The 21,035-nt window shown below is 65.8% G+C and carries 21 protein-coding genes and 1 rRNA gene; 13 read left to right on the top strand and 9 right to left on the bottom strand.

The window, feature by feature from the left end; genetic code table 11:
- Window positions 1-51 precede the first annotated feature (51 nt).
- From AXK60_RS24985 to AXK60_RS25020, 8 genes are all read right to left on the bottom strand, one after another.
- Window positions 52-1,014: an MlaD family protein gene (locus AXK60_RS24985; RefSeq protein WP_068575201.1), complete on the bottom strand. Its 963-nt coding sequence runs from the start codon at window positions 1,012-1,014 to the stop codon at window positions 52-54.
- Complete coding sequence (locus tag AXK60_RS24990; protein WP_175400102.1) at window positions 1,011-2,024, bottom strand: MlaD family protein; 1,014 nt, start codon at window positions 2,022-2,024, stop codon at window positions 1,011-1,013. The genes AXK60_RS24985 and AXK60_RS24990 overlap by 4 nt, the downstream gene beginning before the upstream one ends.
- Window positions 2,025-2,056: 32 nt before the next feature.
- Window positions 2,057-3,160, bottom strand: a complete 1,104-nt coding sequence (locus AXK60_RS24995) for an MlaD family protein (RefSeq protein WP_068575203.1) — start codon at window positions 3,158-3,160, stop codon at window positions 2,057-2,059.
- The gene (locus tag AXK60_RS25000; RefSeq protein ID WP_082778242.1) at window positions 3,160-4,179 is read right to left on the bottom strand and encodes an MlaD family protein; all 1,020 of its coding nucleotides are present in this window, start codon (window positions 4,177-4,179) and stop codon (window positions 3,160-3,162) included. Before AXK60_RS25000 ends, AXK60_RS24995 begins: the two co-directional genes overlap by 1 nt.
- Window positions 4,164-5,189: an MCE family protein gene (locus tag AXK60_RS25005; RefSeq protein WP_175400103.1), complete on the bottom strand. Its 1,026-nt coding sequence runs from the start codon at window positions 5,187-5,189 to the stop codon at window positions 4,164-4,166. The genes AXK60_RS25000 and AXK60_RS25005 overlap by 16 nt, the downstream gene beginning before the upstream one ends.
- A gap of 14 nt (window positions 5,190-5,203) precedes the next feature.
- Window positions 5,204-6,280, bottom strand: a complete 1,077-nt coding sequence (locus AXK60_RS25010) for an MlaD family protein (RefSeq protein ID WP_231855631.1) — start codon at window positions 6,278-6,280, stop codon at window positions 5,204-5,206.
- A 72-nt stretch (window positions 6,281-6,352) separates the two neighbouring features.
- The gene (locus AXK60_RS25015; protein WP_068575207.1) at window positions 6,353-7,216 is read right to left on the bottom strand and encodes an ABC transporter permease; all 864 of its coding nucleotides are present in this window, start codon (window positions 7,214-7,216) and stop codon (window positions 6,353-6,355) included.
- A 7-nt stretch (window positions 7,217-7,223) separates the two neighbouring features.
- Window positions 7,224-8,081 carry an MlaE family ABC transporter permease gene (locus AXK60_RS25020; protein WP_068575208.1) on the bottom strand — a complete coding sequence of 286 codons (858 nt, stop codon included), beginning with the start codon at window positions 8,079-8,081 and terminating at the stop codon, window positions 7,224-7,226.
- A 325-nt stretch (window positions 8,082-8,406) separates the two neighbouring features.
- Between AXK60_RS25020 and AXK60_RS25025 the strand changes: the two genes are divergently transcribed.
- The 11 genes from AXK60_RS25025 (at window position 8,407) to AXK60_RS25075 (ending at window position 18,133) form a co-directional block, all read left to right on the top strand.
- Window positions 8,407-9,564 carry a glycosyltransferase family 4 protein gene (locus tag AXK60_RS25025; protein ID WP_082778275.1) on the top strand — a complete coding sequence of 386 codons (1,158 nt, stop codon included), beginning with the start codon at window positions 8,407-8,409 and terminating at the stop codon, window positions 9,562-9,564.
- A gap of 206 nt (window positions 9,565-9,770) precedes the next feature.
- Window positions 9,771-10,187 carry an ATP synthase subunit I gene (locus AXK60_RS25030; protein ID WP_068575210.1) on the top strand — a complete coding sequence of 139 codons (417 nt, stop codon included), beginning with the start codon at window positions 9,771-9,773 and terminating at the stop codon, window positions 10,185-10,187.
- Window positions 10,184-10,930, top strand: a complete 747-nt coding sequence (gene atpB, locus AXK60_RS25035; RefSeq protein ID WP_068575211.1) for a F0F1 ATP synthase subunit A — start codon at window positions 10,184-10,186, stop codon at window positions 10,928-10,930. The genes AXK60_RS25030 and atpB overlap by 4 nt, the downstream gene beginning before the upstream one ends.
- A gap of 79 nt (window positions 10,931-11,009) precedes the next feature.
- Window positions 11,010-11,264, top strand: a complete 255-nt coding sequence (locus tag AXK60_RS25040) for a F0F1 ATP synthase subunit C (protein WP_068575212.1) — start codon at window positions 11,010-11,012, stop codon at window positions 11,262-11,264.
- Window positions 11,265-11,301: 37 nt separating this feature from the next.
- On the top strand, window positions 11,302-11,823 hold the full coding sequence (locus AXK60_RS25045; protein ID WP_068575213.1) for a F0F1 ATP synthase subunit B: 522 nt from the start codon (window positions 11,302-11,304) through the stop codon (window positions 11,821-11,823).
- Complete coding sequence (locus tag AXK60_RS25050) at window positions 11,824-13,170, top strand: F0F1 ATP synthase subunit B/delta (protein WP_068575214.1); 1,347 nt, start codon at window positions 11,824-11,826, stop codon at window positions 13,168-13,170.
- Between the two features lie 48 nt (window positions 13,171-13,218).
- A complete protein-coding gene (gene atpA / locus AXK60_RS25055; RefSeq protein ID WP_068575215.1) occupies window positions 13,219-14,853 on the top strand; it encodes a F0F1 ATP synthase subunit alpha in 1,635 nt (544 codons plus the stop codon).
- A complete protein-coding gene (locus AXK60_RS25060; RefSeq protein ID WP_068575216.1) occupies window positions 14,846-15,763 on the top strand; it encodes a F0F1 ATP synthase subunit gamma in 918 nt (305 codons plus the stop codon). The genes atpA and AXK60_RS25060 overlap by 8 nt, the downstream gene beginning before the upstream one ends.
- An 18-nt stretch (window positions 15,764-15,781) precedes the next feature.
- Window positions 15,782-17,227: a F0F1 ATP synthase subunit beta gene (gene atpD / locus AXK60_RS25065; RefSeq protein ID WP_068575217.1), complete on the top strand. Its 1,446-nt coding sequence runs from the start codon at window positions 15,782-15,784 to the stop codon at window positions 17,225-17,227.
- A 6-nt stretch (window positions 17,228-17,233) separates the two neighbouring features.
- A complete protein-coding gene (locus tag AXK60_RS25070; RefSeq protein WP_068575218.1) occupies window positions 17,234-17,617 on the top strand; it encodes a F0F1 ATP synthase subunit epsilon in 384 nt (127 codons plus the stop codon).
- A 93-nt stretch (window positions 17,618-17,710) separates the two neighbouring features.
- Entirely contained in the window at window positions 17,711-18,133 is a 423-nt protein-coding gene (locus tag AXK60_RS25075; protein ID WP_068575219.1) for a DUF2550 domain-containing protein, read from the top strand.
- Here the strand turns inward: AXK60_RS25075 and AXK60_RS25080 are convergent.
- Window positions 18,130-18,702 (bottom strand): cob(I)yrinic acid a,c-diamide adenosyltransferase, encoded by a 573-nt coding sequence (locus AXK60_RS25080; RefSeq protein ID WP_068575220.1) that lies wholly within the window; start codon window positions 18,700-18,702, stop codon window positions 18,130-18,132. The two genes, AXK60_RS25075 and AXK60_RS25080, sit on opposite strands and share 4 nt — an antisense overlap.
- 48 nt (window positions 18,703-18,750) lie before the next feature.
- Between AXK60_RS25080 and murA the strand changes: the two genes are divergently transcribed.
- Together murA and AXK60_RS25090 are read left to right on the top strand one after the other, a co-directional pair.
- Window positions 18,751-20,004 (top strand): UDP-N-acetylglucosamine 1-carboxyvinyltransferase, encoded by a 1,254-nt coding sequence (gene murA / locus AXK60_RS25085; protein WP_068575221.1) that lies wholly within the window; start codon window positions 18,751-18,753, stop codon window positions 20,002-20,004.
- A gap of 822 nt (window positions 20,005-20,826) precedes the next feature.
- Window positions 20,827-21,035 (top strand): 16S ribosomal RNA (locus tag AXK60_RS25090); the annotation flags it as partial.

Consider the following 21,035-nt stretch of genomic DNA (forward strand, 5'->3'; position numbering starts at 1 on the left):
GTGGTTCGTCTCGGCCGCCGGGGCGGCCATTGCGGGCGGTCGGGCCGGTCGCTACTTCCGCGGCGGGATGACCACCGTGAGGTTCGCTGCACCGTCTGAACCGACAGTGTTCAACGCCTGCGAGAGTAGCGCGGCCATGTCGATCTGCGGCAGGACGTCGGTCAGGGCCTGCACCACCGGAACCAGCGGTTCCGTGATCGGGCCCAGGTTCGCGAGCAGCTTGCTGGTGTTCGGAGCGATCTTGAACAGGTTCGGATTCACCGTCTGGGCCAGCATGTTCGGGCCGTCGATGCCCTTCATGAGGGTGTCGAGTGCCTTGAGCACACCAATGTCCTTCATGACGAAGGTCCGAGTCGACGGGCCGAACTCGTCGATCGCGCCGGGGAGCCAGCTCATGTCGGATTGGTAGTTCTGGGTGTTCTCGAACATCCGGCGGAGGTTCGGCATCCGCGACGTGATCGTGGCCGCCAGGAGGTCGCCTGCCTGAGACAGGTTCGGCAGCGATGCCTGCGTGTTGCTGGTCGCATCGGAGAGCGTCTCGGTGATGCCGCCGAGATCGGTCGAGTTGATGCTCGTGGTCAGCTGGGAGATCAACTTGAACGTCTCCGGTAGCGATAGCGGCTGCTTGACCTTGGCGATGTCGATCGTCGACCCATCGGCAAGGTACGGACCCGACAGAGTGTCCGGCCGGAAGTCCACGTAGGGCTCACCGACGGCCGACAGCTGCTCGATCCGAAGCTTGGTGTCCGCGGGGATCTTGTACTTGCTGTCATACCGGAACTTCACCACGACCTTGCCGTCGGCGCGGCCGATGGACTCGATGTCGCCGATCTTGACGCCGCGCACCAGCACGGAGGAGCCGGGCAGCAATTGGTTGGCGTCATCGAGCTTCATCGTGACCGAGCGGTAGTCCGTCAGGGGACGCCACTGCACCACGGAGAAGGCGAGATATGCGGTACCCAGCACCATGACCACTGCGAAGGTCAGGAGGCTGAAGAAGGTGCTCTTTTTCACGGAACTGCTCCCACCATCCGGAGGTTGTTGACCGCCTGCCGGGCGGCCTCGGCGGTGGGCACGTTCCCGTTGGTGCCCAGCTCCTTGACATTGACCTTGGCGCCGCTGCTCAGGAACGGCAGGATCTTGTTTTTGAGCAGATCCTCGAGGTTCGCCAGGTTGGCCTGGCGCCCGTTCATATTGGGCCAGCCGGGGAACATCAGCGGCTTGATTACGGTCGCCACCACCGCAGTCGCCGAGTCGAGCAGCGGCGCGGTGAAGACAAGCGGCGACAGCGTGTCCGACAGGCGGCTGAGCACCTTGATCGCACCGGTCGTCAGGTTGAGGGCATCCGGGAGCCAATCATCCTGGGGCTTCAACAGGGCCACCAGGACATCGTCGTTCGAGTTGACGGTGTTCACCAGATTGCCGACCGACGTGATCGCCTGGCTGACGTTGTCGCTCTGCTTGCCGAGGTCGACGACTGTCTGCGAGACCGTCTTCACGAGGCCGGACAGCTTCTGCGGGTCGGCCGGGAGGTTGTTGTTGATCCGGCTGAACGTGTCCTGGAGTTGCATCAGGCTTCCGCTGCCCAGGAAGTTCGCCAGGTCGCTGAGGATGTCCTCGATCTGCGTCGGCGGCTTGGTCTGGGTGGTGGGTAGCGTATCGCCACCCTTGAGCGGCGTGCCGGGCTTGCCGGGCGAGGTCTTGAGGGCCACGTAGGTGTCACCGAGGATCGTGTCCTGCTGCAGGGTCGCGGTCACCGTGTTGGGAACCTTGACGCCGTCGAGGATCTTGATGTCGACGACGGCCTTGTTGTCCTCGAGCGTGACTTTGTCGAGCCGGCCGGACACGACGCCGTCGAAGACGACCCGCGCGCGGTCCGGGAGGTTCAGCACGTTCGTGAAGTCGAGATGCACGATGTAACCCGAGCCGCCGCCCGGCTGCCCCGGTGCGGGGATCGCCGAGGGGTTGATCAGGGATGTCGAGCACCCCGCGAGCGTGACGGTCGCCGCGATCGCAACGCCCATCTTCATTGATCGTGTGGTGAATGGCTTGCGCATCAGTAGGCCGCTCCCGTCGCGCGCAGGACCGTGGAGATGAGCTCCACGTTGACGTGGCCCGCGTCGGCGACCTTGCACTGGCCCGGTGCGAACCGGTTCAGGTTGTTGCAGGTCTGGGCGGGGTTGTTGGACGGCACCAGCGCTGACGGCGGCCGGTACGTGATCTTGGTGGCAAGGGTCTTCTTGTCGACGCTGACCTGGAAGGCGTGGATCAGCGGTGGCAGGATGTTGAGCAGGTCACCGAACTGCTTGGAGGTCGCCGCGAGCAGGGTCGTCGCGGGCACCGTCACCTCGAGCAGGGGAGCGATGAAGGCACCGTACTTGTCGAGCACCTTGGCCAGCACCTGAACCAGCGGGACCAGCTTCGGGAAGGCGTTGATTCCGACGTCCATCAGCGGCTCGCCGACGTTCTTGATGCGGAAGGCGTACTTGGTCAGGAAGTCCCGCATCTCGCCCCAGTTCTGCACCAGGCCGTCCGAAGCCGGCGCGAACGCGTCGAGGATGGCCGCGACGTCACCCATGCCGGGGCCGGGGTTGCGCATGAGCTCTCCGAGCTTGTTGGTCAGCTCCGAGATCTGCGGGCCGGTGCCCGCAGTGGCCTTGTTCAGCGCGGGGATGGACGCCATCGCCCTGCGGAACTCGTCGTCGCCCCCCGCGGTCGTCAGGTCGTCCACGACCTTGGACACCGCCTGCAGTGACTCCGTGATCGACAGCGGGGTCTTGGTGTTGGTGATGCACTTGCTCGGCTGCCAGGTGGGGCCGCCCTTGTAGGTCTCAAGGAGCTCGAGGCGACGCTGGGCGACCAGCGAATCCGCGATCGCAACGAGACCCACATTGGTGGGCAACTTGCGGTCGGACGGAAGATCGAAGTCGATCCGGGTCGTAGCACCGTTCGGAGTGATCTTGGTGATCTCACCGACCGGATAGCCGAACTGGGCGACCTTGCTACCGTTGTACAGGCCCACGGCGTTGTCGAGCTCGGCGCAGTACGCCGTTGTCTTCTCGGTCAGGCCCTTGAAGGCGACGCCGCCCAAGACCAGCGCCACGGCCACGAGGACCACGAACGCGGACATGGCGCCGCGCGAAGCGAGGAACTTACGCATCAGCAGGTCACCCCCGGAGACGGAATGCAGACATTGGTGGCGAGGAAGGTCTTCTCGGACTGGTTGAGCTGGATCGTGCCGTCCGGCGCGATCGTCTTCTGCAGCCCGGCAAGCATTTCCTTGGCGTTGGCGATCGCCGGCTCGATCTGCTTGACGACGTCTTTGGCCTTGGCGACCAGGGCGTCGAACCGGCTGGCCAGCGGATCGATGTTATTGAGGTACACGTTCAGCACCGGTTCTAGGCGGGAAGTGAGCTCGGTGAGCCCGGAGAGGTAGGTCTTGAAGCCGGACAGGTTCACTTCGGCCGCCGAGAAGAACGTCGCCATGTTCCGCATCAGCGAGAGCAGGAGGTCACCGTTCTTATTGACAGTCGTCGAGTACTCGCCCATCACCTTCACGAAGTCGCCGGCCTGATCCTGCTGGCGCAGAATGTTGTCGAACATCCGGTTGAAGGTACCGACCGTGTTCCGGATCGACTCGGGCTGACTCTCAAGTGCATCGTTGAGTTGGCTCATCGATTGCCGAATGGGGGTCGACGTGATCTTGTCGATCTTCGGTGTCGCCTGCTGGAAGGTCTCGAGGAGGCTGTACGGCATGTTCACGCGCTCCGGCGGGATCGGCTTATCACCGAGATCCGTGGTGCCCATCGGGGTCAGCGCCATGTAGTAGCCGCCGACCGTCGTGAGCATCTTCATCGAGACCGTGGTCGCATCGCCGAGGAAGATGTCGTTGTCGACGCGGAACTTCACCCGCACGCGGTCGTCGAGCAGTTTGACGTCGGACACCGATCCGACGCTGATGCCGGCGACGCGGACGTCTACGCCCGTCCGCACTGCCTGCGCTTCTGTGAAGTCGGCCGAGTACTCCTTGGTGCCCGGTTGGAAGATGAACAGGTAACCGCAGATCGTCAGGACGATCACGCCGATCAAGGCGCCCACGATGCCCCAGTTCAACTGATAGCGACGGTCCTGGGCCGCCGTCGGCATCGGACGGTTGAACAAACTCACTTTTGATTGCATACCGTCACCTTCTGGCCTGCGACGAACAGGTTCATCATGCCGGGCAGCTTGGCCTGGCCGTTCGAACAAGTAAGGGAAACTGCACCGTTTGCTTGCGGCTTGGTGCCCTCATTGAGGAGCTGGACGATGCCGGGGAGCGTCGCAAGTGCGTTGACCAGTTGCTCTGCGATCGGCATCGCGTTGGCGACGATCGCGTCGAGCGGCGGGTTCTCGTTCTGCGTCAATCCCAATGCTGCAAGCAGCGCATTGACGCGGCTCACGACTCCCGACGTGTTGTCCGACCAGTCGCGCAGCGAATCCACGTTGCTCGCCAGGGTTCGGGCGAACAGGTCGAGCTGCTGCAACACCTTGGTCAACCCGGGGGAAGCACCGCCGATGGACTGAGACACGGATCCCAGGTTCGTGATCAGCTGAGTGAGTACCTTCTGCCGATCGTTGGAGACCGCCATCAGCTTGTCGAGCGACCCCAGCAGCGGACCGAGACCCTGTCCGTTGCCCTGGATGACGCCGAGCACCGACTGGGTCAAGTGGTTGATGTCATCGGCGTTCAGTGTCGACAGCACCGGCTTCAGGCCGACGAACACGGTGGTGATGTCGAACGACGCCTGGGTGTGCTTCTCGTCGATGGTCGCGCCCGGCTTGACATTCGATCCCGTGCTCTTCGGGTTCTGTTGCACCTCGAGAAAGCGCGAGCCCGTGAGGTTCTGGTACCTGATCGCGAGCGTGTCATCCACGCGCACCTTGCGATTGTCCTGCAGGGTGAACGAGACAGCCGCGTTCGAGATGCGGTGATCGGACGACTGCGCGACCTCGATGTCCGTAACTTTGCCGACCTGTACGCCGAGCATGCGGACGTCGTCGCCGACCTTGAGTCCTGAGACGTCCTTGAACTTGGCGTGATACGTCTCCAGGTTGCCCCCGGGCGGGCGCGTGAGCGCCTGCATCACCATTACCAGCATCAAGATCATGATCACGGCGAACACCGCGATCTTCACAATGGTCCTGGACATTGCTTTCATCGTGACTAGCTCCCTGGCTTCGGGGTCGGGGTGCTCGACGGAGCCGGCTTCGCGGACGACGGTGCTCCGCTCGGCGTGGCCGGCTTGTCGCCCGGTTTCGGCGGGATGTACTGGAAGGTCGGTGCGGGCGGCAGCATCGCGCCGATGGCGGGGTAGTCGACCGACAAACGCAGGTTCAGCACAGGGCCGTTCGGGGTGTTCGGCATGGCCTTGCGCACGTTGTCCATGAGCTGGCCGAGCTGGATGCCGACGCCGGTGGCGCTCCCGTTGGGGAAGGACGTCAGGATCGGCTGCATGAGGTTCACCAGCATCGGCGTCGCGGTCTTGAGTCCGCCGAGCGCCTGAGGCGACAGGATCTTCTGCAGGGCCGCCGTGAGGCTGTTCTTCTCGTCGGTGATCGCATTCATCGTTGCATTGCCGCGGTTGACCCAGCCCTTGTCGTGCACGTTCCCGTAGTCGTACAGCGACTTGATCGCCGGGATCACCGCGGTGACCGCACTATCGGCGTTCTGGATCGACTGCGTGATGGTCGGGAAGGTCTGCGCGGTAGACAGCTTCTGGGTGTCCTGGACCGCCTGGGCGACGCTGCCGAGTGCGGTGAACAGCGGCAGCATGGCCTTCGACGAGGCGTCGAAGTTGAGCAGGATCTGACTCATGTGCGGTCGCAATGCGTCCCGGTTGACGTCACCGATCGTGGCAATCATGTTGGACACGGTGTTGTCGGTGATCGCCTTGGTCGGCGTGATCTGCGCGCCTTCACGCAGCGCTCCGCCCCCGTCGTGCGGGGTCAGGATGACCTCGGTGATACCGAACAGGTTGCCGGCCGAGTATGCGGCCTCCAGGTTGTTGGTCAGGGATGCGGCCTCGGCCTTGGTCAGCGTGACCGTGACGCCCTGCTGGCCGTTACCCAGCGCAGACACGCCGGTGACATGGCCCACCTGGACACCCTGGATTCGAACCGGCGCGCCGTCTTTGACGCCGGCGGCAACCGCCGCCGATCGAAGAGTGAACGAGAACTCGTCCTTCGGCAGAAGCGATTTGATCAGCCACCCGACGAGGACCAGCACGAGGATTACCGCCACGACGATCAATCCTCGGCGCCGAAGCACCGATCGATCGATCGACATACCGGGTACGGAGACGACTCCCATTTCTTACCCCTTGAAGTAGACGGGAGCGGTGATGCCCCACAGCACGATCGTCATGATGAGATTCAGCGCGACGACAGCCACGAGACTGGCGCGGATGGCACGCCCCGAGGCGGTGCCCACACCCTCAGGGCCACCGGAGGCGAAGAAGCCCTGGTAGCAGTGGATGATGATGACCGCGGTGAGGAAGACCGCCACCTTGATCACGGAGAACGTGATGTCAGAGGCACTGACGAATTGATTGAAGTAGTGGTCGTACGTGCCGGACGGCATGCCGTAGACGGACTTGACTACCCACGCGCAGGACGCCCAGGACAGGATCAGTGTGATGAGGTACACCGGGACCACGGCGATGAGCCCGGCGATCACACGCGTCGTCACGACGAAGGAGACGGAGCGCAGGCCGAGGGACTCGAGCGCGTCGATCTCCTCGTTGATGCGCATGGCGCCGATCTCGGCCGTCATACGGCAGCCGGCCTGCGCTGCGAAGCCGACGCCCGCGAGCATCGGGGCGAACTCGCGGGTGTTGGCGAAACTCGCGATGACGGCTGTGAGCGGACCCATACCCAGCATGTTGAGGATCGCGAATCCCTGCACGGCGACGATGCCGCCGACCGTGATACCGAGCACCGCGAGAACCGGGGCGGTACCGCCGCCGACCACGAGAGCGCCACGGCCCCAGGTGATGTCGGTGAGGATGAACATGATCTGGGAGCGGTAGTGCTTGATCGCGTGGGGAATCGTCCGGATGACCTCGGCGATGAACGACATCACATGGCCGATTGTGTCGAAGACACTCCATGCGGAGCCGGAGGTTCCGAACAGGTTGAAGAACCAGCGTGTGCCCCGCGGGCGGTAAACGGTTGCCATGTCTCTCCTAGCCAACCTGCATGGGGAAGAACATCGTCGCGATCTGCGTGATCAGCAGGTTCAGAGCGAAGATGACGACGAACGAGAGGACGACGGTCGCGTTCACGGCGTCGGCGACACCACGGGAACCGCCGCGGGCCTCAAGGCCTCGCTGGCAGCCGACCAACGCGATGACCGTGCCGAAGATGAACGACTTGAAGATGGAGATCCACACGTCGACGGGGTGCGCGAAGGACCCGAAGGACAGCCAGTACGCACCGGGCGTCACACCCTGTGCGCCGACGGCCACGAGGTAGCCGGCCACGGTGCCGACGGTGATCACGAGAATGCTCAGCAAGGGCGCGACGATCCACGCGGCCAGCATGCGGGGCACCACCAGGCGGTTGATGGGGTTGATTCCCATCACTCGCATCGCGTCCGTCTCCTCGCGGATGGTGCGGGCGCCAAGATCGGCGGCGATGGCGGATGCACCGGCGCCGGCGAGCAGCAGGCCGGTCGCGATCGGGGCGCCCTGGGAGATCACCGCGATGCCGCCGGCCGCGCCTTGGAGGGAATCGGCACCGAGCTGCGCGATGATGTTGCCGACCTGGATCGCGATGACGATGCCGAACGGGATGGCGATCAGGATGCCAGGGAAGGTAGTGACGCCGATCATGTACCAGACCTGATTCAGCGTCTCCTTCCACTGGAGCTTCCCGCGGACGGTGTCGGTGACCATCGCCACCAGGGTCATGATCAGCATCCGGACGTTCCGGCCGATGGTGCGGAACGAGTCCACCACGGTACTGGAGAAGTTCTTGCTGATGATCGACCAATAGGTTGGCCGCTTAGCGCTTCCTGCGCCCTGCACAACGGATTCCGTCACCGCGAACGTCTCCTCTCGACTGTGGCCACGCTGTGACCCACATACTGCGTTCTCAGGTGTATGACCGAGGACACTATAACGGCCCGACGGGTGATGTGCGTCATTGGCGTGCTTCGCGACCGCAGGGTGAGCGACTCGTCAGTAACATTTCGATGGATCGGCGGTGATCGTCCATCGTCTCAGGTCAGAACGTGTTCCGCTGAGATGAAATCGCAACGCCGAGCCGGGGGGATCGGCGCGCGACGGGGGTGCGAGTAGATTCGCACGCGTGCACATCGAGGCGTCGGGCGGGGCGGTCATCGGGGCCGGGTCTGCCGGGGTACCGATGCGAGAATTGCTGGTAGTGGGACTGACAGCTGCGGTTGTCACATTCTTCGCCACGTCCCTGGTCAGGGTCGTGGCCACCCGGTTCGGCGCCGTCGCCGTGCCCCGCGCGCGCGACGTGCACGTCGTTCCCACTCCCCGGCTCGGCGGCGTCGGCATCTACACGGGGATGGTCGCCGGGATCTTCCTGGCGGCCCAGCTGCCGGCTCTGACAAGAGGCTTCGCCTACTCCAAGGATGCGGTCGCGGTGCTCGTCGCCGGAGCGGTGATCGTGGTGGTCGGGATCATCGACGACAGATGGGGCGTCGACGCACTGACCAAGCTCGTGGGCCAGATCTTCGCCGCGGCGCTCCTGGTGGTGCTGGGGGTGGCCTGGAACGTCGTCTACGTCCCGGGGATCAATACGACGGTGGTCCTCGACCAACTGCAGGCCGGGCTCCTGACCGTGGTGGTCGCGGTGGCGACCGTCAACGCCATGAACTTCATCGACGGGCTCGACGGCCTCCTCGCCGGTGTCGCGGCGCTCGCGGCGCTGGCCATCCTCATCTTCTCCGTGGGGCTGATGTTCGACTCGGGCGGCGATGCGCCGTCGTACCCTCCCGCACTCATCTCCGCGGCGTTGTTCGGCGCCTGCGTCGGCTTCCTGCCGCACAACTTCCAGCCGGCACGCATCTTCATGGGGGATTCGGGGTCGATGCTGCTCGGCCTGACGCTGGCCGCGGCGTCCACGTCCGCCTCGGGCCGGATCTCGCAGAACGCCTACGGCAGCACGGACATCTTCGCGTTGCTGCTCCCGCTGCTGCTCGCCGTCGCCGTGATGTTCGTACCGATGCTCGACCTGCTGCTCGCGGTGGTCCGGCGGACCCGTGCCGGGGTCCATCCCTTCACGGCCGACAAGATGCATCTGCACCACCGGCTGCTGGGCCTCGGTCACAGTCAGCGCCGCGTGGTCGTGGTCATCTACCTGTGGGTCGGTGTGCTGGGCCTGAGTGCCGCGGCCTCGACGATGCTGCGGCCGGCACTGATCGCTCCGCTGTTCGGAGCGGGCCTGCTGTGCGCGCTCGTGTTCACCGTCGTGCCGCGGATCCTGCCGCGCCTGCGGGAGCGCTACTCCGAAAGCGCGAGGTCACATGCGTCGTCGAACAATCGAACCCGGTAACGCATAACGCCCGTCCTGTTGTACTATCGTGTGTAGTTGATAGGCGGGATACAGGCGGAGCCCCGATGTGGGGAGCGCCCCTACTTCTTGGTAGAGTCTCAGCTAATCACAAAGAATCCGTGATGTGACCCACGCTACGGATTCGGCAGACGCCGCCCGGTCGCCGCGAACCCATCGCAGTGCGACCCCGACCCTGAGGAGGGGCCTTGACGACGCCAGCCCCTGAGGTCGATGGTGCCGCCGCGCGCGGCGTCGTGACGTTCACCAACCCGTTCGTGATCCTCGCGGGCATCTCCGTCGTCGTGGCCGGCATCGCCGCGTCCTTCGGCCAGGTCTGGTTCGCCGCGTGGTTCTTCCTCGGCGGGCTGCTGGCCCTGCTCAACGCCAAGCTGGTCGTCATCAAGGTCGCCAACGCGACCGCTGAGGACGAGCCGCGCAAGGCCCCCGTCGCCGTGAACTCGGTGGTCCGGCTCGCCGTGGTCTCCGTGATCGCGCTCGCGACGGCCTACTTCTTCCAGTCCATCGGTGGCCTGGGCATGATCTTCGGACTCGCGGTCGGACAGATCGTGCTCGTCCTCAACACCGTGATCCCTGTTCTGAAAGGACTACGTCAGCAGTCATGAGCACGAATCTCCTCGCCGAGGGCGCCATCTCGCCCGGACATCACCGCCAGGCCGAGTGGCTCGGGATGACCTTCAACACGGACACCATTCTGTCCACGGTCCTCGCCGCACTCGTCGTGATCGCTCTCGCGTTCGTGCTCAAGGCCAAGGTCACCTCGACCGGTGTGCCGTCGGGCGTGCAGCTGTTCTGGGAGACGATCACGATCCAGATGCGCCAGCAGATCGAGTCGTCGATCGGCATGCGCGTCGCGCCCTTCGTGCTGCCGCTGGCGGTCACGCTGTTCGTCTACATCCTCGTCGCCAACTGGCTCGCGGTGCTGCCGGTGCAGTACGGCAAGGGGGAGGGGTCGGGTGAGCTCTTCGCCCCCGCGGCCTCGGACATCAACTTCGTGCTCGCGCTCGTGGCCGTGGTCTTCGTCTGGATCCATGCCGCCGGCGTCAAGAAGCGCGGCATCATCGGCCACCCGGTCGCACTGGTGAAGGGTCACGCCATCGGCCTCGCCCCGATCAACATCATCGAGGAGATCGCGAAGCCGGTCTCGCTCACCCTCCGTCTCTTCGGCAACCTGTTCGCGGGCACCGTCATGGTGGCGCTCATCGCGCTCTTCCCGGCGTACATCCTGTGGCTGCCGAACGCGATCTGGAAGTCCTTCGACCTGTTCGTCGGTCTGATCCAGGCCTTCATCTTCTCGCTCCTGACCATCCTGTACTTCTCGCAGGCCATGGAGACGGAAGAGCACTAGAAACCTCGCCCGGCCGGCCCGGCCGACGCGACCACAGACCCTGGTAGGCGTACTACCAGAAACGAAAGGGAAAGTAACAATGGCAGCAGATCCGCAGATCGTTCAGGGTGCGCTCATCGGCGGCGGCCTGATCATGGGTGGCGGCGCCATCGGCGCCGGTGTCGGCGACGGCCTGGCCGGCGCTCAGCTGATCGCGGGCATCGCCCGCCAGCCCGAGGCGCAGGGTCGCCTCTTCACCCCGTTCTTCATCACCGTCGGCCTGGTCGAGGCCGCGTACTTCATCAACCTCGCGTTCATGGCTCTGTTCGTGTTCGCGACCCCGGGCGCGTCCTAAACCCTGACCGCCCTCGCTAGAAACGGGAACTGACGTCATGCAGCTCGCTGAGGCTGAAAAGCAGAGTAACTTCCTCGTCCCCAACGGCACCTTCTTCGTCGAGCTCATCATCTTCTTGGTGGTGCTCGGGATCATCTGGTTCTTCGTCGTCCCGTCCATCACCAAGGTGCTGGACGAGCGCGAGTCCATGATCGATCAGACGGTCAAGGACCAGCGGGGCGCCGCCAAGGGGTTCTCCGACGCCGAGTCGGAGTACAACGACGGTGTCCGCACCGCACGTGCCGAGGCCGGTTCCATTCGCGACGACGCCCGGGCGACCGGTCGCGCCGCGATGGAGGAGCAGAAGCAGCGAGCGACCGCCGACGCGGAGGCTCTCACTCGGCAGGAGACCGAGCAGCTGCGCGGCGAAGGCGAAGCCTCGGCCGCAGCGGCGCGAGGCGATCTCGCGCCGCTGTCGGCGACACTCGCCAGCCGCGTGCTGGGCTTCGACGTGACGCAGGACCCGAAGCTGAAGGCTGAACTCGACCAGATCAACCGCGACTCGGTGGTGAAGAACTAAATGGAAATCTTTATCGGACAGTTCGTCGGCTTCCTCCTGGTCCTGTTCATCCTGTGGAAGTGGGTCGTCCCCGTCGTCCGCAAGGCGATGCAGCAGCGTCAGGAGACGGTGCGCCTCGAGCTCGAGGCCTCCGCGGCCGCGCGCACGAAGCTCGCCGAGGCCGGCGCGGCGGGGGAGCGGGCGCGTGAGGACGCGGCCCGCGAGGGGAGCCGCATCCGCGACGAGGCCCGTGGCGACGCGGATTCGATCCGCGACGAGCTGCGTTCGCAGACCGAGCGCGAGGTCGTGCGCATCGGCGAGCACGGCGCGGGGCAGACGGCGCTCAACCGCAGCAACCTGATCCGCGGCCTCCGTGCGAGGCTGGGCGCCGAGGCGGTCGACGCCGCGGCGAAGCTGGTGCGCGGTCACCTGGCCGACCCGGCCAACCAGAGCGCGTCCGTCGACCGCTCGCTCGACGAGCTCGAGCAGATGTCGCAGGGCGCCGACGATGCTCGGATCACCGAGGTCGACCGGATCGGATCGCGCTCCATGCGCGCCTCGAGCCGGGACTCGATCCGGGCCCTCTCCGCCGGATTCGACCAGCGCACCGCGTCGGTCGACGACGCGGCCCTGGCCCGTACGGCCGAGGACCTCGCGAACGTCGTGGGCGTCATCACCGAGCAGCCCACGCTGCGCAAGCACCTCGCCGAGTCCTCGGACGCGCCGGAGAGCAAGCGCAGCCTGGTCGCGAACCTGTTCGGCGGCAAGATCTCCGACGACGCCGTGGCGTTCGTCCAGGACGCGGCGGCGAGCAAGTGGTCGGCTCCGGCGGACTTCGCCACCGCGGTCGAGCGGCAGGCCCGCGTCGCGATCCTGCTCGGCGCCGAGCGCGCCGGCAAGCTCGACGAGACCGAGGACGAACTGTTCCGTGCCGGTCGCATCCTCGAAGCGGAGCCGAAGCTCACCGCGATGCTCTCCGACACGCGTGTTCCGGCCGCCGGCCGAGTCGCGCTGCTGGACAAGGTCTTCGGGGGCAAGGTGAACGAGTTCACCGCGGCCCTGCTCCGCCAGACGGTGCGCCTCATCCGCAGCGGTCGCGTCGACGCGGGCGTCGCCTCGATCGCGGATCTGGCCGCCGCCCGCCGCGGCGAGTCGGTCGCGATCGTCGAGTCGGCCGTCGCCCTGACGGACGCGCAGCAGACCCGCGCCGCGGACCTGCTGGCCCGTATCTACCAGCGCAAGATCACGGTGCAGACCGAGGTCGCGCCCGAGCTCCTGGGCGGACTGCGCATCACCGTCGGCAACGAGGTCATCGACGGTGACATCGCCTCCCGCCTCGACCGGGCCGCAGACCAGCTGCCCCGCTAATCACACACAAACTTCCACCCGGAACCACACAGAGGGAAACGAGTACTCATGGCTGAGTTGACGATCTCAACCGACGACGTCAAGGGCGCGATCGAACAGTACGTCTCGACGTTCGAGGCCGACGCCTCCCGCGAGGAGATCGGCACCGTCTCCGATACCGCCGACGGCATCGCCCACGTCACGGGCCTGCCCGGCGCGATGGCGAACGAGCTGCTCGAGTTCCCCGGTGGGGTGCTCGGCGTGGCACTGAACCTCGACGAGGACGAGATCGGCGCCGTCATCCTCGGTAACTACGAGGAGCTCGAGGAGGGCCAGCAGGTCCGCCGCACCGGCGACGTGCTGTCCGTGCCCGTCGGCGACAAGTTCCTCGGCCGCGTCGTGAACCCGCTCGGCCAGCCGATCGACGGCCTGGGCGACATCGAGGCCGAGGAGCAGCGCGTCCTCGAGCTGCAGGCCGCGTCGGTGCTCGAGCGCCAGCCGGTCGAGGAGTCCCTCGCCACCGGCATCAAGGCCATCGACGCCATGACCGCCATCGGCCGCGGCCAGCGCCAGCTGGTCATCGGCGACCGCAAGACCGGCAAGACCGCGGTCTGCATCGACACCATCCTCAACCAGAAGTCCAACTGGGAGACGGGCGATCCGACGAAGCAGGTCCGCTGCATCTACGTCGCCATCGGCCAGAAGGGCTCGACAATCGCCGGTGTGAAGGCCGCGCTCGACGAGGCCGGCGCCATGGAGTACACCACCATCGTCGCGGCCCCCGCGTCCGACTCGGCCGGCTTCAAGTGGCTCGCCCCCTACACGGGCTCGGCCATCGGCCAGCACTGGATGTACCAGGGCAAGCACGTCCTCATCGTGTTCGACGACCTGTCGAAGCAGGCCGAGGCCTACCGCGCGATCTCGCTGCTGCTGCGCCGCCCGCCGGGCCGCGAGGCGTACCCCGGCGACGTCTTCTACCTCCACTCCCGTCTGCTGGAGCGCTCGGCGAAGCTGTCCGACGCCCTCGGCGGCGGCTCGATGACGGCCCTGCCGATCATCGAGACCAAGGCGAACGACGTCTCGGCGTTCATTCCGACCAACGTCATCTCGATCACCGACGGCCAGGTCTTCCTCGAGTCCGACCTGTTCAACAAGGGTGTTCGTCCCGCGATCAACGTCGGCACCTCGGTGTCCCGCGTCGGTGGCGCCGCGCAGACCAAGGGCCTCAAGAAGGTCTCGGGCTCGCTGCGTCTGGAGCTCGCCCAGTTCCGCGAGCTGGAGGCCTTCTCGGCCTTCGCTTCGGACCTCGACGACGCCTCGAAGGCGCAGCTGGCGCGCGGCGCCCGCTGGGTCGAGCTGCTCAAGCAGGACCAGTACAGCCCGTCGTCGGTCGAGGACGAGATCGTCTCGATCTACCTCTGCGGCGAGGGCCACTACGACTCGGTGCCCGTCGAGGACGTACGCCGGTTCGACGGTGAGCTGCTGAGCCACCTGCACCACGCGGCGGCCGGTGTCTACGAGTCGATCGCGGGCGGCAAGGTCCTCGAGAAGGACCAGGCCGCAGCGCTCGTCGCGGAGACCAACCGCTTCAAGGAGAGCTTCCTGGCCTCCGACGGCTCGCGGGTCGTCAACGAGGCCGAGGCCGGCGCGCTGCCCGCCGAGGACGTGGAGCAGGAGACGATCAAGGTCAAGCGCAATGGCTAGTATCCGAGAGCTGCGCTCGCGGATCCGGTCGGTCAACTCGACCAAGAAGATCACCAAAGCGCAGGAACTGATCGCGACCTCGCGGATCACCAAGGCGCAGGCGCGGGTCGCCGCGGCCAAGCCCTACGCCGAGGAGATGACCTCGGTGCTCTCGGAGCTGGCCAGCAAGACCGGCTCGCTGGATCACCCGCTCCTCACCGAGCGGGAGAACCCGAAGCGCGCGGCCGTGCTCGTCGTGTCCTCGGACCGCGGCATGTGCGGTGGCTACAACTCCAACGTGCTGCGGGAGACGCGTGAGCTGCTCCAGCTGCTCAAGGACGAGGGCAAGGAGCCGGTGCTCTACGTGATGGGCCAGAAGGGGCTGGACTACTTCCGGTTCCGCGGCCAGGACGTTGCGGGGGCCTGGACCGGCTTCTCGCAGCTGCCGCATCACTCGGACGCCGCCGCTGCGACCGAGACGCTGGTGAAGCTGTTCGAGGCGGGCTCGCAGGAGTACGTGACGATCGACGGTGTCGAGACGCACGGCGTCGACGAGCTGCACATCGTGTACACCCGCTTCGTGTCGATGCTGGCCCAGAACCCCGAGGTGCGTCGCATGGCGCCGCTCGTGGTGGAGGAGTCGGACGAGGCATCGTCGGACGCCCCGGACCGCAACTTCACCTTCGAGCCGGGTGCGGACACGCTGCTGTCGGCCCTGCTCCCCAAGTACGTCGCCACCCGCGTCTTCGCGGCGCTGCTCGACTCGGCTGCGTCGGAGAACGCGGCCCGTCGTACGGCCATGAAGGCGGCCACCGACAACGCCAACGATCTGACCGTCTCGCTCTCCCGCGAGGCGAATCAGCTCCGTCAGGCGCAGATCACCCAGGAAATCAGCGAAATCGTCGGTGGCGCCGGCGCCCTCGCGAACTAGAAACCGGAAAGCAGACACATGACTACAGCAACGCAGCCCGCCTCGGCGGGCACCGCTGCGGCCACTGGTCGCGTGACGCGGGTCATCGGCCCGGTCGTCGACATCGAGTTCCCGCGCGGCGCCGTTCCCGACCTGTTCAACGCGCTGAAGGCGGAGATCACCCTCCCGTCCGTGGCCAAGACGCTGACCCTCGAGGTCGCGCAGCACCTGGGTGACAACCTGGTGCGCGCCATCTCGATGCAGCCCACCGACGGCCTCGTCCGCGGCACCGACGTGACCGACTCGGGCTTCCCGATCCGCGTCCCCGTCGGCGATGTCGTCAAGGGCCACGTCTTCAACGCCCTCGGCGATTGCCTGGACACCCCCGGACTCGGCCGCGACGGCGAGCAGTGGGGCATCCACCGCAAGCCCCCGGCCTTCGACCAGCTCGAGGGTAAGACCGAGATCCTGGAGACCGGCGTCAAGGTCATCGACCTGCTGACCCCGTACGTCAAGGGCGGCAAGATCGGTCTGTTCGGTGGTGCCGGCGTCGGCAAGACCGTCCTCATCCAGGAGATGATCACCCGTATCGCGCGCGAGTTCTCGGGCACCTCGGTGTTCGCGGGCGTCGGCGAGCGTACCCGTGAGGGCACCGACCTCCACCTCGAGATGGAGGAGATGGGCGTTCTGCAGGACACCGCCTTGGTCTTCGGCCAGATGGACGAGCCGCCGGGCACGCGTATGCGCGTCGCCCTCTCGGCCCTGACGATGGCCGAGTACTTCCGCGATGTCCAGCACCAGGACGTGCTGCTGTTCATCGACAACATCTTCCGCTTCACGCAGGCGGGCTCCGAGGTCTCGACCCTGCTGGGTCGTATGCCCTCCGCCGTGGGTTACCAGCCCACCCTGGCCGACGAGATGGGCGAGCTCCAGGAGCGCATCACGTCGACCAAGGGCCGGTCGATCACCTCGCTGCAGGCCATCTACGTGCCCGCCGACGACTACACCGACCCGGCGCCGGCCACCACGTTCGCGCACCTCGATGCGACCACCGAGCTCTCGCGCCCGATCTCGCAGCTGGGTATCTACCCCGCCGTGGATCCGCTGACCTCGACCTCGCGCATCCTCGAGGCCTCGATCGTCGGCGACGAGCACTTCCGCGTCGCCAACGAGGTCAAGCGCATCCTGCAGAAGTACCAGGAGCTGCAGGACATCATCGCCATCCTCGGTATGGACGAGCTCTCGGAAGAGGACAAGGTCACGGTGCAGCGCGCTCGCCGTCTCCAGAAGTTCCTCGGCCAGAACTTCATCGTCGCCGAGAAGTTCACGGGTGAGAAGGGCTCCGTCGTGCCGCTGGCTGACACCATCGAGGCCTTCGACCGCGTGTGCAAGGGCGAGTTCGATCACCTGCCCGAGCAGGCGTTCAACTCCTGCGGTGGTCTCGACGACGTCGAGGCGGCCGCGAAGAAGATCGCCGGAAAGTAGTTCTCTGTGGCTGACACGGCGTTTCAGGTAGAGGTCGTCTCCGTCGAGGAGCGGCTGTGGTCGGGCGAGGCGACCTTCGTCATCGCCCAGACCACGGAGGGTGAGCTGGGTGTCCTGGCGCACCACGAGCCGCTGTTCGGCCAGCTCATCTCCGGTGGCGCCGTCGCCATCGACACGGTGAGCGGCGAGCGACTCTCCGCGGCGATCCGCGGTGGGTTCCTGTCGGTGACCGGCGAGAAGGTGACGGTACTGGCGGACGGGGCCGAGTGGGCCTCGTCGCTGGTCGAGACCGATGTCCGGCGCGCACTCGAGAGTGCCGCGGACGGCTCGGACGAGCAGGCGGTCGCGCAGGGGCAACTGCGCGCGATCGAGTTCCTCGCGAACAAGTAGGCTGGAAGTAGCAGCGTGAAAGCCGGTGGCCCGGTGAAACGGGCCGCCGGCTTTCTGCTATTCGTACCCGAGACGGAGTGAGGGAGGATCGCGATGGCCGCCGTGGTGTTCGGCGTGACGGTCGTGGTCCTCGTGCTGGTCCTCGTCGGCGCGGTCGTCGTCCTGCGCCTGTACAGCCTGCGCGTGGCGGGTGTCCCGATCATCCTGCGGTACCTGCCCGCCCAGGACGAGCACGGCTGGCGGCACGGGACGCTCCGGTACGACGATCACGAACTGCGGTACTACCGGCTCTCCAGTGTGCGGCTCGGTCCCAGCTGGACGCTGCCGCGTAGCGAGACGGAGATCGTCGGACGTCGGGCACCGCACGGCACGGAGCTCGATGTGATCGATCCCGACATGGTGATCGTGCACGCGGTCACACCCGACGGGGAGACCGAGCTCGCCTTCGCCCGCGACGGCCTGACGGCGTTCCAGTCCTGGCTCGAGTCCAGGCCCAGCCCGCGCCGTCAGCGCTAGCGTTCGCCTCCGGGCACCCACAGCACGTCCCCGCCCGGGTTCGCGACCCGGGACAGGATGAACAGCAGATCCGAGAGCCGGTTGAGGTACTTCGCCGGCAGCACCGACACGGAGTCGCCGTGTTCGGCGACCGCATCCCACGCCGCACGCTCGGCCCGCCGGACGACGGTGCGCGCGACGTGCAGGTAGGCGGCCAGGGGAGTGCCGCCCGGGAGGATGAACGAGTCGAGCTTGGGCAGGTCGGCGTTGTACTCGTCGCACCAGGCCTCGAGCCGCTCGATGTAATCACCGGTCACGCGTAGGGGCGGGTACTGGGGATCGTCGACGATCGGGTTCGACAGATCGGCGCCCACGTCGAAGAGCTCGTTCTGGATCCGCACCAGCACGTCGCGCAGGCCGGGTTCGGCATTCCCGACGGTGACCGCCACCCCCAGTGCGGCATTGGCCTCGTCGCAGTCGGCGTAGGCGCGCAGGCGCGAGTCGGACTTGGGGACGCGGGAGAAGTCGCCCAGTCCGGTGGTCCCGTCGTCGCCGGTGCGGGTGTAGATGCGGGTGAGGTGGACAGCCATGGTCACAGGCTGTCACAGGGTGTGGCGCCGTGCCATAGGCTGACCCGTGTGGGTGAGAAGTTTCTGGTGCGCGGTGGAGCCCGACTGACGGGCGAGGTCACCGTGGGTGGCGCGAAGAACAGCGTCCTGAAGTTGATGGCGGCCACGTTGCTCGCCGAGGGCACCTCGGTGCTGACGAACTGTCCCGAGATCCTGGACGTGCCGCTGATGGCGGACGTGCTCCGGGGGCTCGGCGCCGAGGTGGAGCTCGAGGGGGACACGGCGCGCATCACGACGCCCGCGGTGCTGAACCACCGTGCGGACTTCGACGCGGTCAAGCAGTTCCGTGCCTCCGTCTGCGTGCTCGGCCCGTTGATGGCGCGCGAGCACCGGGCCGTGGTGGCTCTTCCGGGGGGTGACGCGATCGGCTCGCGCCCGCTGGACATGCACCAGTCCGGGCTGCGCGCGCTCGGCGCGACCAGCTCGATCGAGCACGGCTGTGTCGTCGCGCAGGCGGATTCACTGACCGGGGCGGAGATCACGCTCGAGTTCCCGTCGGTGGGCGCGACGGAGAACATCCTCATGGCCGCGGTCCTGGCGACGGGGCTGACCGTGATCAGCAACGTGGCGCGGGAGCCGGAGATCGTCGATCTGTGCTCGATGCTGGTGCAGATGGGTGCCGACATCGAGGGGATCGGGACCGACACGCTGATGGTGCGTGGGGTGGAGAAGCTGCATCCCACGGAGCACCGGGTGATCGGTGACCGCATCGTCGCGGCCACGTGGGGCTTCGCCGCGGTGATGACGCGGGGGGATATCACCGTCAACGGCATCGCGCCGGACACGCTCGGAGTCGTTCTGCAGAAGCTGCAGGACGCGGGGGCGACGGTGACCGAACGCGCGGACGGGTTCCGGATCGCGTCGCCGGAGCGTCCGCACGCCGTGAACGTGGCGACCCTGCCCTTCCCGGGGTTCCCGACGGATCTGCAGCCGATGGCCATCGGGATGGCCTGCGTCGCGGACGGCACGTCGATGATCACGGAGAACGTCTTCGAGGCGCGGTTCCGATTCGTCGAGGAGATGGTGCGCCTGGGTGCGGATGCCCGGACGGACGGGCATCACGCGGTGATCCGGGGAGTGGAGCAGCTCTCGAGTGCGCCGGTGTGGTCGACCGACATCCGCGCCGGCGTGGGCCTGGTCCTGGCCGGCCTCTGCGCCGACGGGGTGACCGAAGTGCACGACGTCTTCCACATCGACCGCGGCTACCCGAACTTCGTCGGCAACGTGACGGCGCTCGGCGGGCGGATCGAACGCGTTTCCTGACCGCGGATCGGTGGGACCACCTGCCGATTTGTGTTCGGAGTTCGACGTGTGTAACTTATATCGAGTCAGCAGCGCCCAGGCGCCGCCCGGCAAGGCCCACAGCAGTCCAATGAATCTGGATCTCGACGTGCCGCCGGAAGTTCGGAAACCGGGAAGATTCGCAAGGATCATCGCGCTGACCGCCACGGAAGAGAAACCTTCTCCTCGAACTCGCTGTGCGAGATCGTGTGGTTCCTCCATGTGGTGAGCGGTTCGGAATGCCGAAACGCGGCCCGCGAGAGCGAGTTGCGAACGAAATTCCGACCTGCTAGGCTAGAACGGTTGCTCCGAGCAGCCAGCCCCACGAAAGCAAGCCACTTTCGAGCGCCCAGCGCGGTCGAGAGGGCTCTGGCGTGGGACTGAGCGGTTCGAAGTGCTTCCGAGGGTGGCTCGCGAGAGCGAGTTGCACACGGAAATCCGATCTGCTAAGCTTGAACGGTTGCTCCGAGCGGGCCGGCCAGGGTTTTTGACTGGGTGGTTTGGAGAGAGTAACATGGACTGCCTGCGAAGGTGCGGTTCACACGATAGGCACGGGCTTCGGTTTGTGTGGTGTGGGCGGCCGCGTTTGGCGTGTTCTTTGAGAACTCAACAGTGTGTCGATGAAATTGTCAGTGCCAAAATTTTTTGGCACGCATGGACAATCAAATTTTTGGTTGTTTGTGTTGTGGCTTTTCTCGTTTATTTCTTTGCGAGATGTATTTCTGGAATCATTGATTTTTGTCAGTGGTTTCGTTTTGTTCAGGATTTCCTGGATTATGCTGAAACCTTGTGTTTCTAGTGTTTTTTATGGAGAGTTTGATCCTGGCTCAGGACGAACGCTGGCGGCGTGCTTAACACATGCAAGTCGAACGGTAAGGCCCTTCGGGGTACACGAGTGGCGAACGGGTGAGTAACACGTGGGTGACCTGCCCTGTACTTCGGGATAAGCCTGGGAAACTGGGTCTAATACCGGATATGACCTTTCCCTGCATGGGGTTTGGTGGAAAGCTTTT

This window comes from Tsukamurella pseudospumae (assembly GCF_001575195.1).
GTDB lineage: Bacteria > Actinomycetota > Actinomycetes > Mycobacteriales > Mycobacteriaceae > Tsukamurella > Tsukamurella pseudospumae.

Bases quoted from the DNA above. Each gene is read 5' to 3' on its own strand.
- AXK60_RS25045 (WP_068575213.1), top strand. From the start codon at position 11,302: ATGCAGCTCGCTGAGGCTGAAAAGCAGAGTAACTTCCTCGTCCCCAAC.
- AXK60_RS25005 (WP_175400103.1), bottom strand. From the start codon at position 5,189: ATGTCCAGGACCATTGTGAAGATCGCGGTGTTCGCCGTGATCATGATC.
- AXK60_RS25075 (WP_068575219.1), top strand. From the start codon at position 17,711: ATGGCCGCCGTGGTGTTCGGCGTGACGGTCGTGGTCCTCGTGCTGGTC.
- AXK60_RS24995 (WP_068575203.1), bottom strand. From the start codon at position 3,160: ATGCGTAAGTTCCTCGCTTCGCGCGGCGCCATGTCCGCGTTCGTGGTC.
- AXK60_RS25060 (WP_068575216.1), top strand. From the start codon at position 14,846: ATGGCTAGTATCCGAGAGCTGCGCTCGCGGATCCGGTCGGTCAACTCG.
- AXK60_RS25040 (WP_068575212.1), top strand. From the start codon at position 11,010: ATGGCAGCAGATCCGCAGATCGTTCAGGGTGCGCTCATCGGCGGCGGC.
- AXK60_RS25050 (WP_068575214.1), top strand. From the start codon at position 11,824: ATGGAAATCTTTATCGGACAGTTCGTCGGCTTCCTCCTGGTCCTGTTC.
- atpD (WP_068575217.1), top strand. From the start codon at position 15,782: ATGACTACAGCAACGCAGCCCGCCTCGGCGGGCACCGCTGCGGCCACT.
- AXK60_RS25000 (WP_082778242.1), bottom strand. From the start codon at position 4,179: ATGCAATCAAAAGTGAGTTTGTTCAACCGTCCGATGCCGACGGCGGCC.
- AXK60_RS25025 (WP_082778275.1), top strand. From the start codon at position 8,407: ATGCGAGAATTGCTGGTAGTGGGACTGACAGCTGCGGTTGTCACATTC.
- atpA (WP_068575215.1), top strand. From the start codon at position 13,219: ATGGCTGAGTTGACGATCTCAACCGACGACGTCAAGGGCGCGATCGAA.
- AXK60_RS25080 (WP_068575220.1), bottom strand. From the start codon at position 18,702: ATGGCTGTCCACCTCACCCGCATCTACACCCGCACCGGCGACGACGGG.
- AXK60_RS24990 (WP_175400102.1), bottom strand. From the start codon at position 2,024: ATGGGCGTTGCGATCGCGGCGACCGTCACGCTCGCGGGGTGCTCGACA.
- AXK60_RS25015 (WP_068575207.1), bottom strand. From the start codon at position 7,216: ATGGCAACCGTTTACCGCCCGCGGGGCACACGCTGGTTCTTCAACCTG.
- atpB (WP_068575211.1), top strand. From the start codon at position 10,184: ATGAGCACGAATCTCCTCGCCGAGGGCGCCATCTCGCCCGGACATCAC.